This window comes from Desulfatiglans anilini DSM 4660, assembly GCF_000422285.1.
Lineage (GTDB): Bacteria > Desulfobacterota > DSM-4660 > Desulfatiglandales > Desulfatiglandaceae > Desulfatiglans > Desulfatiglans anilini.
This window is the reverse complement of record NZ_AULM01000058.1, coordinates 1-14179: the sequence shown is the minus strand read 5'-3', so window position 1 is coordinate 14179 and position 14179 is coordinate 1. Positions and strand designations below refer to the sequence as shown.

The 14179-nt window shown below is 51.2% G+C and carries 10 protein-coding genes and 1 pseudogene; all 11 read right to left on the bottom strand.

The window, feature by feature from the left end; translation table 11 throughout:
* Positions 1-294, bottom strand: a pseudogene (locus H567_RS0119915) (hypothetical protein); the annotation flags it as partial.
* A gap of 102 nt (positions 295-396) precedes the next feature.
* Positions 397-1965, bottom strand: a complete 1569-nt coding sequence (locus H567_RS0119910; RefSeq protein WP_028322741.1) for a DNA polymerase — start codon at positions 1963-1965, stop codon at positions 397-399.
* A 28-nt stretch (positions 1966-1993) separates the two neighbouring features.
* Entirely contained in the window at positions 1994-4243 is a 2250-nt protein-coding gene (locus H567_RS0119905; protein WP_028322740.1) for a hypothetical protein, read from the bottom strand.
* 94 nt (positions 4244-4337) lie between these two features.
* Entirely contained in the window at positions 4338-4487 is a 150-nt protein-coding gene (locus H567_RS29090) for a hypothetical protein (protein WP_161626664.1), read from the bottom strand.
* 216 nt (positions 4488-4703) lie between these two features.
* Entirely contained in the window at positions 4704-5315 is a 612-nt protein-coding gene (locus H567_RS0119895; RefSeq protein ID WP_028322739.1) for a hypothetical protein, read from the bottom strand.
* 305 nt (positions 5316-5620) lie between these two features.
* On the bottom strand, positions 5621-7411 hold the full coding sequence (locus H567_RS28785) for a UvrD-helicase domain-containing protein (RefSeq protein ID WP_035255426.1): 1791 nt from the start codon (positions 7409-7411) through the stop codon (positions 5621-5623).
* Positions 7404-9434, bottom strand: a complete 2031-nt coding sequence (locus H567_RS26220) for an ATP-dependent nuclease (RefSeq protein ID WP_051185154.1) — start codon at positions 9432-9434, stop codon at positions 7404-7406. Before H567_RS26220 ends, H567_RS28785 begins: the two co-directional genes overlap by 8 nt.
* Positions 9435-9825: 391 nt before the next feature.
* Positions 9826-11433 (bottom strand): DUF6119 family protein, encoded by a 1608-nt coding sequence (locus H567_RS26215; protein WP_084517621.1) that lies wholly within the window; start codon positions 11431-11433, stop codon positions 9826-9828.
* Between the two features lie 87 nt (positions 11434-11520).
* Positions 11521-12132, bottom strand: a complete 612-nt coding sequence (locus H567_RS28090; RefSeq protein ID WP_084517619.1) for a BRCT domain-containing protein — start codon at positions 12130-12132, stop codon at positions 11521-11523.
* A 101-nt stretch (positions 12133-12233) separates the two neighbouring features.
* Entirely contained in the window at positions 12234-13115 is an 882-nt protein-coding gene (locus H567_RS0119870; protein ID WP_028322737.1) for a HEPN domain-containing protein, read from the bottom strand.
* A gap of 65 nt (positions 13116-13180) precedes the next feature.
* Positions 13181-14023 (bottom strand): hypothetical protein, encoded by an 843-nt coding sequence (locus H567_RS0119865; protein WP_028322736.1) that lies wholly within the window; start codon positions 14021-14023, stop codon positions 13181-13183.
* Between the last annotated feature and the right edge of the window lie 156 nt (positions 14024-14179).

Genomic DNA, 14179 nt, shown 5'->3' with positions numbered 1-14179 from the left:
ATCGACTTCCGGCGGTTCAGGCGGCGGAACGTAGTAGCGCCGGTTGGGCGGGTTCGCAAGACCCCTTTTCGATGGCGGCAAGGTGATGAGGTCTTTGCTTTCGAGCTTCCTCAGCAGGATCCTGCATACCTGCCCTTTGAGGTGGCCGTTTTCCTGCCGCCAGTTCCACAGCCGGCAGAGCTCCCTGGAAATGGCCACACGGCCCTGAGTCCATTGTCGGGCGATAACCGATCGGATCTGATTCAGTTCTTTCGATCCGATCTGTCTGCCGCGAATGATGAGATCCGTACCCATGGTCTTGCCTCCTTCCTGACAGGAAGGTAGCAAGCCCAATCTCGGAACGCAAGGGTTTTTTTAGAAACGCGTAATGCTCCCGTAAAAAACGTCTTCAGCAGGTCACAGGTATTCAGACCAATCCACATTGCTGCTGGGCTTTTCTCTAATATCGATGCCATACAGCGGGTCATCTAGGAAGGTCTTGATGCTGCCGCTGCCCCCTTCCGCATTCCAGTGAGAGGGGTCTGAATCATTGACCGATACTTTGGGCACCAAGACGGGGAAATACGCCTTCATACTGCGGATCATGCAATCCACGACGATTCCGGTAAACTCTTCCATTCGATCCAGTGGGCACTCGAACACGACGGAATCGTATAGCGGCACTAGTAAATTGAACGGCTCCCGCCCCAACGCCTCGTGAATTTCAATAATGGCCTTTTTGAAGATAGAAGCAGCGCTCGCTTGAATGGGAAAATTCTTAAACCAGTTTTTCTCCCAAAAATTGGGGACCTCTAGAGGATTACGGCGGTAGCGCTTAAGCCCCGATACACTCTCAACAAACCCCCACTGTCCCCCCGACTTTTCCAGGGATGCAAGATAGCCTGTGAGGGAACTGTACCTTCCATAAAGCCGATCCAATTTGTTCGAGGTCTCGGCTTCGCTCAATTCCAGCAGCCTCGCAATGGTTCTCCGTGAAAGGCCATATTGAATGCCCAAAAAAATGACCTTGGCCTTTGAGCGGGAGCCGCCTGAGCCCCCGAATAGCAACAATCCTGCCTTTTCATAGACATCCGTTGAATTGAAATCATCAATGAGGCGCTCATCTTCTGACAGGGCTGCTCCAACACCCACTTCCATTTGCGAATAATCGCATTCAACAATTCCGAAGTCAGGCCTGCTCGGAATTACAATGGGCCGAAAGATTTTTGGAAGCCCCATGATGTTGGGGACGGTCGACGTACACCGGCCCGTAACCGCGCCCATCGTCTTATAAGTCGGTCGGATCCGCTGCATATCGCCAACGCTGTTCAAAAACCTGTTGATGCGTTTCAACTTTTCCAGCCGTGAGAAGATCTTGAATACTTGATGCTGATCCTCCAGGAGCTCCAGATCCTTGACCCTAATTTCATTCCGCCCAGCAGGAAAAAATTCGTAAAAACCGTAACCCTTGGCCCAATTATTCAGATCCTTCAATTGAGGTCCGCCGACATTGTTTACATCCAAGGCATATAAAATCCTTCGGTGAGCGTGTTCAGCCTTTTCCCGGATCATTTTTAAAGCATCACAATCAAGTGCGACCCCCTTCAATGTCAGCGCGTGCAACACCTTGGAAAAGGGGAGTTCAACTTCCTGATAATGATCCCAGGCCCCGGAGGCCATGACATGCTTTCTGAGCCTTTTGGCATAGGCTAAAAGCCGAAGCCAAAAATTATTCGCAATATCTGTGCCACACTTCAACTCAACAGAGTGTGTTGAGAGGAATTCCCGTAGGTTTTTCCTTAAACCATAAGCGGGAATCTTTTCACCTTCATAATACCTCCGGTGGTATTTTCCTAAAAATAGGATCGACTCCAGTAGGTATACGTCGAGAATCTCATGATATTTCTCAAGACCCATTTCAACGTTCGCAAGGCAATTATTCAGGTCGTAGCAGACCAGAAGCCGAAAATTCAAATCATTGATCATATGAGATATTACAGTCGGAAGATTTCCGTCAAAATCGAACGAAGTCAGATAAAACGTCGTCATATTGTTGACCTAGATATTCAATTTGTTCTTTGCAACAATTGTTTTGAATTTCAAAAGCCCTGCCAGAATTTTCTGACCCCAAGCAACCCTTCAGGGTGTTAGGGACGCCAATTGTATGTCCACACTTCCTACAGGAGTACCATTTAAGGTACGGGTCCTTGGTATCCCAACCAGCGCTTTCACCACAGTTAGGACAAATTCCGCTCACTCCATGCTCTTTACAACAAAAGCCGCACCCTCTACAGATGTAGAATGGTTTTGAGTCATTTTTTTTGCAGGCGATTTTGTCGAAGCGACTATCGATAATTTTTCCACACCCACTACCACAGTGAGATAGCTTCACTGGTACAAATCGCTTTTCACAATGTTCATTTGAACAACGCCAGTAAGTTACAGCATAGGCTGCCCATCCGGATTTTACTTGAGGAGTAGAATTACAAAGTAATGGTGAACCGCAACCCCTTTCTTCACCATATCCGCATACAAGCCTATAAGCTATTTCATTCCATCTGTTGAAGGAACCCATCGCCTGTGAAAAATTCTCATTGGAAAAAAACTCCTTAATTGACATATTAAATTCTTTTCTCAGGAAATAAAGAAATTCGGAATTGATCTTGTCATTGCCAACTTCGCATAATAGCCTCGTCATTTCCTCGCATTTTCGACCTCGGCAAAGGACACGTGGGCTGCTTTCTTCCCCAATTAGGATGCCTTCACAAAAAACATAGTCCCGATCTGATATCATGAAATTCTTCTTTATAAAATCAGATATACATCTGGGAAAGATAAAATTTCTAATTTGATTCTTGGTCTCCAAATTGTAGTTAAATGCTTTATTCACCACCGCTTGGAGTATGCCCCGTAAGATATCTTTTGATCTAATCTTCTTTCCATCTATCTTCGCCCTCAGCAAAGCTACAACCATTGAGCAATTGAAATACCGGGACTTCTGAAAAGATTTACCTATAACTTCAAGCTGTTCACTATCACATTCCAGTGGCTCTCTTTTCAAGAATTTTAGGCAAATTTCCTCAGGCGGCAAATAAACCTCAACAATTTCATTTATTCTATCAAACGGATATCTACTTGTTATGTTATCAATTTTTCTTCTGTTTGCGGGCAATAAGTCCTGAAATACTTTCAGATTCGCTAAAAAGATACCCCAGATGAAATGGTAATCGGTTTCTTCGAGTGAAGGACCGTTTAACACTTTCACAAGAAAAAGCGCCAGCCTTTGATCATCAAGATAAATCACATTTTTTGCAATCTCTTTTGTCAGGACTCTATAAATCAATCTAGGCAGTGACAGGTAACCAATTCTGTCTACAATGAACGCTCTGAGACGTTCCCAAGTCATTTCATAGACAATTTCCGGTTCGTTTTTAAAAATGTCCGAGGCCAAATCTCTATGTTCCTCCTCTTGTTCTGAGGAGCCTACTACCTTCATGATATCCTTTGCGATGAAAGGAATAGTGAGCTTCTCATATTCCGGGAGAGATAGTAGCCCACTTCTTTTGAAGAGAGAATCTGCCTCCCTATATTTCCCTTGCTCTAAATGCCTCAAAATCTCATCTTGAATTTGCTGTTTGAGGGCAGAAGATCGAAGAAAAGAGTATTGATTTACCAATTCATCAACGTTCAACCACGCTGAGGGCACATGTCTTTTGACCGCATCAAGAATCCTTTCAGCCGAATCAAAGTCGTATTGGTCAAGCTGCCGAATTACATAAGACAGGACGTTATTATAGAATTGTCGGTCTATTAATCTTTTAAACCCTGCAAAAGCATTGTCCATATCATGAAGAATGTTTGCTGAACAATCTTTTTCAGATATCGATACGATGAATGCATCAAAACATACATCACATAGAAAATTGCGAAACGCTTGGTTAAGCTGGGCGCTTTCATTCCACCGAGCGTATCCCAATAGGGCAAATGGGAAATCTGAGACTGGGATAACGCCCTCATCTCTTAGCCTCTGAGCTTTTCCTATAAAATTCTTGACGTTTCGAAGCGTGCTAGGGATAGAATCGTGCGGGTATTTTTCATCCCTACCCAACTGAAGTAGGTGATCCATTATATTTCGGCTAGAGGGTGGCACATACTCTGTAATCTTTTGTCTTTTCTTGGTTATAATTTTTTTTCTTCTGGGTTCGATTTTTAGCTCACCCAAGGCCAAGGCCTCAGCGAGCTGGTCACTAAGAGAACCTTTCATGCCAAGAACCCTCACATATTCGGCCACACTATTGGACCGAGAATTGAATTATCAGATGCCTTGCCCAACCAAACCATGGGGTTTTTCATATACGTTATCGTCGTTGCCTTACGCTTCCGCTTTGTCTGAGTTCAATCTCAAACTTTCGAATATCGTCCACATGCTCCAGAGCGGCTTCCACACGTTCTTTGCTGTACGGCTCGATCCCAAGATCGCTTTTGTATTTGGTCTCATCAATTTGCATGCTTGACTCCGATTGTGACTTCTAACGCCTGGCGTGAGTCGCGCCACCCTCGGCGTCGACTCGACGCCTTTGTTCGGCCACCCTGCCGTCGCTCTTGCCGCATCGCATGATCATGTCCGCTTCGCCCCTCGGTCTGAGTGACCTCGTTGTCTATGTCCCTCAGTCCCCCCTTACAAGAGCGCCACGCCGGCCCTCGGTGTCGGATCCACGCTGTCGCTAGGCGGGTGCTCGTGCCGCGTCATTGTAACAGCCCAAGATGAGTAACCTCATGGATTCAAAGTCCTTGTGTGGTAAACACTCGATCTCAAAATCGAAATCAGCAGGGCGTCGCAGCTGACGCGTCAACAGCGATCGCACTTCGGCGATGCTTCGCGCACCGTCGGCCCGCTTTACCGCCTCCCGGATCCACGACAATTCCCGGCATGTATCCCTCGGCCATGCGACGAGACATACCGCAAGGGCCGCCGCCGGAATCCTATACGTGGCGATCTTCGCTTCATCGTCCCGAAATCCAGCTCCTTCGTCTTTGAGCCACCAGTTCGCGTACCACTTCAGCTCGATGCCAGCCGCATACTCACTGCTCCAAAGAGGAATGGCGGCGTCCGAGCGATAGTACACGAGATCGATGTAGTGGCGCTCGCAACCCACGTACCACACACCACCCAACAACCGCTCCAATCTAAAGGCGAGCTCGAACTGCAGCCACCGCTCCGTTGAGTGTGCGTGTCGTGACCACCATGCGAGCCGCTCGACCACCGCAGGGTCCCGACTGATCTCTTCTAGCGCCTGCTGAAGAACCGGCTTAGAGAAAGGGGCAAATGGTTCCATGAACAGCACCTCCCGCCGAACGGCAGGTATCACCCGCGCCGAGGAATGCCCAGGATGTTGAAATAGCAGCAACTTGCTCATGCAGAACACATGGTTCGGCGTCGGATGCGTGCCTTTGTTCGGCCTTTTTTTGTTCCTCCAGTGGCATAAAGGTCGACCCACAATGGGATGCCGAGCTATCAAAGTGCCCCCATCGAGGCAGGCTTGACTTCCAGTGCATCGCTACTCTCATTCATTAACACCCCGCAGAACATGTTGACGCGAATGATTTGAAAGCAGCGATAAAACGGGAGCAGAGACAGTTGTCATAGGGCCTCCCGCAGGTCGATGACACAAAGATTGAGCTTGTTGAGTTCGTCTTCTTTGATGGCAACATCCGTCGGAATGCAGAGGAAAAGACGATCGCGGGCGCGGCTTAAGGCAACGTAGGTGAGGCGTTTCTCCTCATCTGCCGGGGCCGACGAGGGATGCGTGATATGCCGGACACGGGCGGCATCCTCGAAGTACACAGCGATGTTGTCCCCCTCGCTCCCTTTCGCCTTGTGAATGGTCCGCACATGACGCACCTCTTCCTGCAAACGAACCGATTCTGAGAGGTACGCGTACGGCGTGGCCTCTGCGAACGTCTTGAACTTCCCAGCCCTTGCAGCGGTCAGGGTCACCGCCGGATACACGGCCGTGATGCAGGTTCCGCAGCGGACGTACGCCTCGAGCAACGTGCTGGCGAAGATAGTGGCGTGGTTAGTCAGGAACTCCTGCAGTACGGTGACGGCGATTCCCTTCCGGTGGACGTCGCTCAGCTCCGTGTCACACTTGAGCGGCTTTCTCACTCGCCCTCTCCGTCCGATGATCTGAATCATTTCTCGATGGGCGAGCGCGTACTGGCCGCGACTCGCGAGTTCCGTCGCGGCAATGACGTGCTCCATGAAACGGGCGCGTTCGGCATCGGCATCGTATAAAGACTCCCACGGCTCCACGGTTCCGGGCGCGAGGGCGGATCGCACGCGGTGGGCGTCCTTGTTCTTCCGCGTCAGCACGTGGAGGATGGCATCCGGCGGCAGGTCAGCACGAATGGCCGCGAGACTGCGGTCGAGGTCGCCGATGCACACCGTCACCGGTTGCCCGTCCAGTTCACGGAAGCAATGTTGCCGTAGGCCGTCCGATCGCACATGGTCGAGGATCGAGATGATCCGGCCCGTGCTGCGGCGGTTGTGACGCATGGTCACGTCGAGGAAATCGGGCAGCGAGAACGACAGGAAATGCTGCGGGTGGGCGTCGAGGAAACCGTAGATGGACTGTTCAGCATCACCGATGACCCCGACCACCGTCCCTGCGTCGGCGAGCCACTGTACGACATTGGCCTGGATAGGAAGCGTATCCTGAAATTCGTCGATGAACAGGTAGCGGTAGTGGGCACTCAGGCATTGACAGACGAGTGGGTGCTCTTCGAAGATGCGGTGCGCGAAGTAGAGGATGTCCTCGTGATCGACGATGCCCAGCCTCCAGTATCGGCGTTTGTAGTGGATGAGGTTTGCGCTCGTGCAGATGGCATTGAGCATATTCCCCATGCGATCGAGCGTTCGCGGCCCAAGCGTCCAGGTGCCGTCCCCCGAACGCCGCCACACCAAATGACACAGCTTGTCCTTGAGAATATCTCGCTGCACCTCGAAGGTTCGCTGTAGAATCTTAGCCTGCCCAATGTTTCTCAGCCATTCGTCGAAGATGGCGTAGGACGGGTGGTGTTCATCGTGACCGTCGACGGATGCGAACGCGACGAGGGGCTGGCCGTCACCATCCCGCAGCAGGTGGAGGTACGGCCGGACAACATTGCGGTAGAGGAAACTGTGAATAGTGGAGACATCCACCTGAGTGGCGGCCGAACTGAGCCGAGTGAGAATCTCATTCACGGCAACGTTCGTGTACGAGATGCACGCAACGCGGGACGCGGGAGAGAGCCGCTTAGACCTTGCAACGACGTGCTTTATGTGGTTCACTAGCCAGTGGGTCTTACCGGCCCCCGGCCCAGCCACGACGCGGAAATGGCGTTCAATGTCGGTGAGGGGCGTGCCGGAATCGATTTCCAGTTTCTCAGGCACGAGGAGCCTCCGTCGTATCGAACACGCAGGTCCACTCGATTGCGTCTTTGATGTAATCCGGACATACAAACGGCTCGCGGTCTGCCTCCGGCTTCGAGGCGTTCTCGCGGAGCTGCCGTTCCACCACAAGGGCATGCTCTCCCTTGGCATTCTCGACACAGAGCAGGTAGCAAGTGGCGAACCGGTGTTTCGCTTTGTCCGCATGAGCCGCCAGCGCATCGAGGGTATCGATTCCTTCACCGTCGAGCAGGGATTGGAGGGGAGCCGGCAACGTCGCTGCGGTCTCCGCCAGGGCGCGAAGATCCGCCTCGTGCTCGCAAGACGGCGTGACGAGGAGGGGGAGTTGTGCGTTCGCGAGGCCCAGGTCGTACTCCAGGGTCTTGCTGCCGACGCAGATCTTGATATTCCCGGGCGATCGGTCTCGCATGGTCTGCAAATTGCTGACGACGCCGGACACGGGGAAGTAGTCGTAGGTGTTGCAGTCGCGGTGCAGGACGTACGGCCAGCATTTCTGACGCCGCGCGCCCTTGGTCTTCTTGGCCTTGCGAGCCGGATCGGCATCCACCATACACGCGACGCGACGACGTAGCGCATAGCGACGGAGAGTTTCGTCTTCCCCGGCGCCGAAGAGCGGCAGGAAGTGCTTGAAGGTCACGCCTCCCACTGCAATAACCGCGACGTGGTGGGCTTCGATGGGCCGGCCAATGCAATGGGAAAGACAGGGAACCAGCAGTTGTTCCGCGATCCCTTCCACGAAGATGACGCCCTTCGCAAACAGCATGTTGGATTTGGTGGCATCCAGGTACCGTTCGACATAGTTACGGGACGCTTTGCCTTCCGGGCTCTCGCCAAAGACGCGGGCGGGATAAGCGACGTGGACGCCGCCATCGGCTTCGCAGAGGTTCAGGCAGATGATTGGTTCAATTCCCGAAGCAGCGGTGATGTGCGTCGAATGGGTCGTGAGGAAAACCTGCCGACTGGTCTTTTCAGGCGAGAGCCGCTTCTGGATGTACTTAAGCAACTTGTACTGGAGCGACGGGTGGAGGTGTGCTTCAGGTTCCTCGATGAGGAGTATGGGGAAGAGGATTGCATTCTGGCCCCGCCGGGGCACCGACGCTTTGAACTGCAAACTGGCTAAGAGCAGGGAGATGTACACTAGGTTGTTGTACCCGAGACCGTTATGAGTTGCGGGGACCGTGAACGGCGCCCGGTCGATGTAGAGACGTAGAGCGGCAATGAAGTCGTCTTCGTCGATGGCGTCACGCAGGATTGGGGTCCCGCCGTCAGCCGCTCCCGTGTCCTTAGCGAGTTGGAAGAGTGCGTCGAGATTCATGCGGCCCGTTAGGTTAGAACGGGCATCTTGCGTAAGGGTGCGGAAATGGCGACGGCGCCTGAGGGTCTCAGCCTCGTCGGCATCATGGTCGAGCACCTGTCGCAGCATCGTGCGCAGCAGGGGATTCGTACCTGCAAACAGTTCGGATTCGACGTCACGGATCGCATCGACGGTGTGGCAGTCGAACTTCGCCAGGGCGTCGGGCTCGGCCACGAGCCGGTTCTCCGGGAGTCCGGCGAAGATGCGGGCGACGTACTTGGGCATGAACTGCTGTACGACGCTGAAGAATCGGTCGCGGTCGGGTGCCGCCCCGCACGCTGCGGTGAATGCCGGAACCTCTTCGTCGGGAAGGAAGAATTCGTAGGTGAGCTGAGCTTCCCAGGGAGCGTCCAATTTGGTGAGCCAGGTTGCCACGAGGGCCTTGTCGTCAATGCTATCGGCCGTTGACGATCGCAGGGTCGCGGCGATGGAGATCTTTGGGGCTTTCGTGAAGTCGGCGATGCCCTGGTAGAAATCGGGGAGATCGGGATGCTGACGGCCGGAGCGGTCGAACACTAGCCGCAGCGCGCGTAGAAGGGCTGTCTTGCCCGCGTTGTTCTCCCCCAGGATCACGTTGATCCCCGGTTGGAAGTCGACCGTCGTTTGGCGGAAACAGCGGAAATTGGTGATGGCGAGCTTGGCAATGTACATATATATTCTCCATTGAGCGGGGCACCATGGATGGTTACGGCTCGACGTCGATACGAGCGACGCATCCGGCGTCTAGTCTGAGCAGTCCCGCGCAAGTAAACATGCCCCGTCAGAAAGTCCGAACCTGCGGCTTTGCCGCATTAGGCGGAACGGACAAACCGACAGTAGTAATGCTTCTTAATTCGTTGTCCACCGGCCTTGTTTGTGCCGAAATCAAGCTTAAGTGGACCGGGACCACGCGGCCGAAGAGCTACCTGGCAACACCATCCAATGTGCCCCGCGTGGACCCGGGTCCGCTTGAAGCATTGCCTCTGCACTCTCGCCTTCACCAAGTACAAGAGGCACGCACCTCACCAGCCCCTGATTATCTGCTCCTTCCTCTTGGTCTTGGCTAGCTGGACAAACTTCCGACCTTCCTGTCTATATTGTCCTTTATCAAGACGACATCGCAGTCAATCGCCATGAGTCTGAGCGACTGGATGGCTCTCCGCAGGCTGATCCGGGAGAATATGGGCAGAGCATCAGATTTCTTAGCCTTGTCCTTTGCGGTGATAATGCCATAAGTCACAGCAAACTTTGTGTCATCAACCGGAGTTCTCTGATCGGGTTGAAGCAGATTTTTCAACTTATCTCTAGCGTCCCCGTTAAGACGTAAGAGCTCGACTGAGTTCGTGCCCTGATTGAAAAGGTGGCTAAGCGATGCCGACCGGGTCGAGATCTTGATGTGTATCAGATTAGCTGTACCGCGATTCACTGTATAAAGGTCGCATGGTTCTACTGCACTCTGCCCCTCCGGTGAGATGTTCGTCTTGTCTAAACATACATAGTCGGTATTGGATGTAGCAACTGACTCATTGTAGCTGTCCTCCCACTTTTCGTCGCATTCCTGCAGGACAGAGTGCTCCTTAAAGTAAGGGTCAAGATTCTCCTTCAATTGGCGGATGTAGTCTTGTTCGATGCGATACCAGCTGCCATCGCATAGGTGGTAATGGCTGCCGCTGTGTACGCAATCGAACAACATGCACTGATAGATTGAAAAGCTCTCCCTTGTATTGTTATTCTCGTCCTTGATATTCATCCGGTGGTGCTTCATATGGCAGAGCTCCACATCATCAATGCTGCGTGAGCTTAGAAACTGACGGTAGTGGCCAATGAAGACGCTATCGTAAGTCTTTCGAGAACCGTGCGCACCACTATACGCAATATGGAAAGCGCTCTCGTGGTCCAAGATCTCGGGAATGGTAAGCACTAGGTCTATCGACTCCTCTCGAAATGCCTCAAGAAGCCGAGCGTCAAGTTGCTGAATGGTGGACGGATCCTTGATTGGGGTGATGTTTTGGATGTTGGGGAAGGCTGTCTTGAAGTCATCCCTCTCGTAGATCTCAAGCAACTTGGAACATAGGTTGCTGATTTCTGATGCCGCTACACTAGAGCTGATTCGGATGTTGCTCGCGCCCGTGACATACCGAAAATACGATTGGAATTCCGAGCGGACAGCCCCGGTCAACCGCTTAACAATAGATTCATCGCTGTTGATGTCAAAGAAGGTCAAATCGGACGCGACCGGGCTTTGGATCCTTTCCCGCTTGGCGTCTTCGGGTTGAAAAATATCGGTAACCCTAATCTTGTCGGGGTCTATCGCGTTGAGTGTTGCACGTAGTCCGAAGTCGTATTCATAGGCTTCATTCTTAAGATTGTGATGGGTATGCCCGAATGTAAGTGAAACGCACTTGCCATTGATAGGAAGGAAGACAATTGCGCCCTTTAACACCTGCCGAAGGTCGCGATTGATGCCCCAGTATGTTTTCCACCAAGGGTCAGTAGGCGTGTTGTCAGCTAGGTAAAGTGTCGCTCCCGCTGGTAGGTTTTCGACATCGGTGAGTGGCTCGCCCAGCGAGTGCTCGTCCTTTAAAGCATTCCGTGCATCGTAGCCGGTCTTCAGAAGGTATACTGAAAATTTCCTACTCTTTGCCATCGGCTTGCCTTCGATTGTTATCATCCTTCATCCTACTGCAGAACGACCAAGCTCATCCGACGAAAACCGCGGCGAAGTTTTCGTCGGGTGGAGCGCCTGGTTAGGCGCTGTTTATGAAAGACTACCCTCATTTATCCAATGCTCTTCAGTGATGATCACAAGGGGCACACCTTCTTCTCGATATTGCAAGGCTTTTTCTATTTTTCTGCCATATGTTTCATGCGCCCAGCTATCGGTAACGTAAGTACCAAGTATCAGATAATTAAGTTTCTTTGTTACCCCTTTTGCATTTACTCCGCCAAGTGACTCGATTGCCGCCTGACATTGTTTTCTCGTGCCATATATACAAGTGCCTGTAAAAAGAAATTCCATGCCTTCAAATGTCACAGACGGGAGTGGGTAGTCTACTGGAAGGGATGTTGTTTTTGCCAATTCACCTATTTCAGATGGTTCACCATTAATTTTGTGAAGGATACTGAGTAACTCAGCAGATTCATCTGGATCTAAGACTCCATCCTCCAGCATATAACAAACTTTATTTAATAGATTCATTATTACTGGATTGTCTGTATTTTGACGGGCTTGAATTAGCCAGATTAATAGGAATTCGGCTTCTGATTGATCCACTCTACCGTCAGCCACAAGACCTTTACTTATCCCTATTAGTGTATCTATTTGTCTATCGTCGATACTTTTTCGATTAAACCTGGTAAACAAATCCATCAAAATCCTCCATTTTTCTTGCGCCGAACGTCCAAGCTCACCCGACGCAGACCGCGTCGCGGTACGGGGTCGGGTGGAGCGCCGAGTTAGCTGGGTTCGGACTAGTTCGCGCCAAAGAGCATGTCCTCGAGTTCAGGTTTACTTGGCACACGACCCATGTCAATAATCTTGAAAAGCACCTCCCGAACGAGAGTGAATGTGTGCAACAGGTGATCTGATTCATGTGATGGCTTTCCATGCGCAGCGGCCGATCGCTTGTCATACAGTTTCGTAATTTCTCTCTGCCGCTTGGCGCGCTTTGCCCCTGGCACTTCAAGAAATGATGCTATAAGCGCTGAAACCCTGAACCGTAGTTCTGCTTTTGCAGGAGAGAACAGGGTTTCCAAAGCACTCCAAAGGGAAATTAGTGACAATGCATGGTTCTCTATGAACTGCCCACAGTCGATTGCTTCGACTGCAAAATCAAACTCTGGACTACTTTCCCTAAGTTTATGGGTAGTTTTCCACCGCTCCCTTACCCAAGATACGGCAGCCAGATCGACTCTCCCTCCGACCACACCGAGTGGGAAATGGCGCCGCTGTACTTCGTACGGAAAAAGCGTTGCGGCTGCATCTGGAGTTTCGGCTAGCGTATCGAACGGGTAATTTGCGAATACCGGCAGTGTGATTGCAGGATTGACGCCGAGCCTCAGAAGGAATAGTAAGGTCCTGGCAACCGCAATCTTCGATCCGAAATCGGATTCGATACGAGCAGGTATGTGTAGCTCCGCACTCACATCAAAACTAAATCCACCGGATGCACTTTTCCACGGACCTGGATGGTGCTTTCCTGGCGGAGCCGGTTTGAATGCCATCATGAAGGTAGCAAATAGGTGAGCGAAGGTTCTTTGAAGAAGAATGCCTTCCCCGAGCTCATAGGACTCCTCGACTAGTTCAATGCCGGATAGCCCCGCGTGTACGTCACTTCCAAATAGTGTGCTCATAGGCTTCGATGCAGCTAACGGGCTAATCAGCCGCGCGGTTTTTTGCGTCGGCTGAATTAGCGAGGTTATCTTGTGTATTTCAAATGATTTCTCAAAATATCGTACGCACTTGATAAAACTACAAGCCTGCAGCTACTGCTACCTAGATCGCAAAGCCAAATCTCTTTCATCCCGGTTGCTTGTCGCACGCAGGGGTATGTAACTTGAAAGAATATAGCGTCCATCGGTTCTTGGTTTGCAGCTTTCAGGCTCATTCGCTCTACAAGTTGGCTTTCAGGGCATAGAATGGATATTTGCGACATAAGGTTGTCTTGTGTCTTGACATAGTCTGTTTGGCAGAAAAGAACATCAGCCTCTTTCTTCTCTGCTGCAAAAACCTGTGGCACCATGGGCTTCCCGTTCCGCGAACTAATTCTTTCCTCAAACAACCAGGACCGAAGGTCAATCTCTTCTTTGGGATCAAATAGAATCGGGCCATTGTACCGGGGATGCTTATTACCGAATTGTTGCCCGCTTTGAACCTTAGCCTCAACTGTAAATCTTTCTTGATTAAGCTTTACCTCAAAGTCTGGCGTAGGGGCGCTGCTCTCGGGAATGAGCATCACATTTCCACCGAAGTATTTCTCAATCAGAAATATTGCTGTAATTTCGAATTGAGCAGATCTAAAGTCTCGGTGTCTTTCCCATGCCTTGCCGATCTTAAGAGACAATGGTGCCTCTGAGCATAGTTTCCGAAGAATTTCCCGGGTATCGCCAAGTCGTTCTCTGTTCAAAAGAAAATATTCAAGCTCAGCCCAAAAAGGATAATCAATACATTCTGTCCTGTCGAATAGAAACGTGTCCTTTGGGGAAGGGGTTTCGGCGATTAGCTTCGCGATGTTCGGGTATAACGAACTGATTTCTTCCATGGCATTTCATCTCAAAAGATAACTTTATATTCGACGTCTCAATTGAAGCCGCGAAAAACCTCGATTTGGCTGCCTATTGGATTTAGGTGGCTGATGTGTCGTATAAACCGATCCTGAGGGGATCTAGGCTTCAAATTTGACGCAATCGGATCTTGA

Bases quoted from the DNA above. Each gene is read 5' to 3' on its own strand.
- H567_RS0119865 (WP_028322736.1), bottom strand. From the start codon at position 14,023: ATGGAAGAAATCAGTTCGTTATACCCGAACATCGCGAAGCTAATCGCC.
- H567_RS26215 (WP_084517621.1), bottom strand. From the start codon at position 11,433: ATGATAACAATCGAAGGCAAGCCGATGGCAAAGAGTAGGAAATTTTCA.
- H567_RS0119895 (WP_028322739.1), bottom strand. From the start codon at position 5,315: ATGGAACCATTTGCCCCTTTCTCTAAGCCGGTTCTTCAGCAGGCGCTA.
- H567_RS0119905 (WP_028322740.1), bottom strand. From the start codon at position 4,243: ATGAAAGGTTCTCTTAGTGACCAGCTCGCTGAGGCCTTGGCCTTGGGT.
- H567_RS26220 (WP_051185154.1), bottom strand. From the start codon at position 9,434: ATGTACATTGCCAAGCTCGCCATCACCAATTTCCGCTGTTTCCGCCAA.
- H567_RS0119870 (WP_028322737.1), bottom strand. From the start codon at position 13,115: ATGAGCACACTATTTGGAAGTGACGTACACGCGGGGCTATCCGGCATT.
- H567_RS28090 (WP_084517619.1), bottom strand. From the start codon at position 12,132: ATGGATTTGTTTACCAGGTTTAATCGAAAAAGTATCGACGATAGACAA.
- H567_RS29090 (WP_161626664.1), bottom strand. From the start codon at position 4,487: ATGCAAATTGATGAGACCAAATACAAAAGCGATCTTGGGATCGAGCCG.
- H567_RS0119910 (WP_028322741.1), bottom strand. From the start codon at position 1,965: ATGATCAATGATTTGAATTTTCGGCTTCTGGTCTGCTACGACCTGAAT.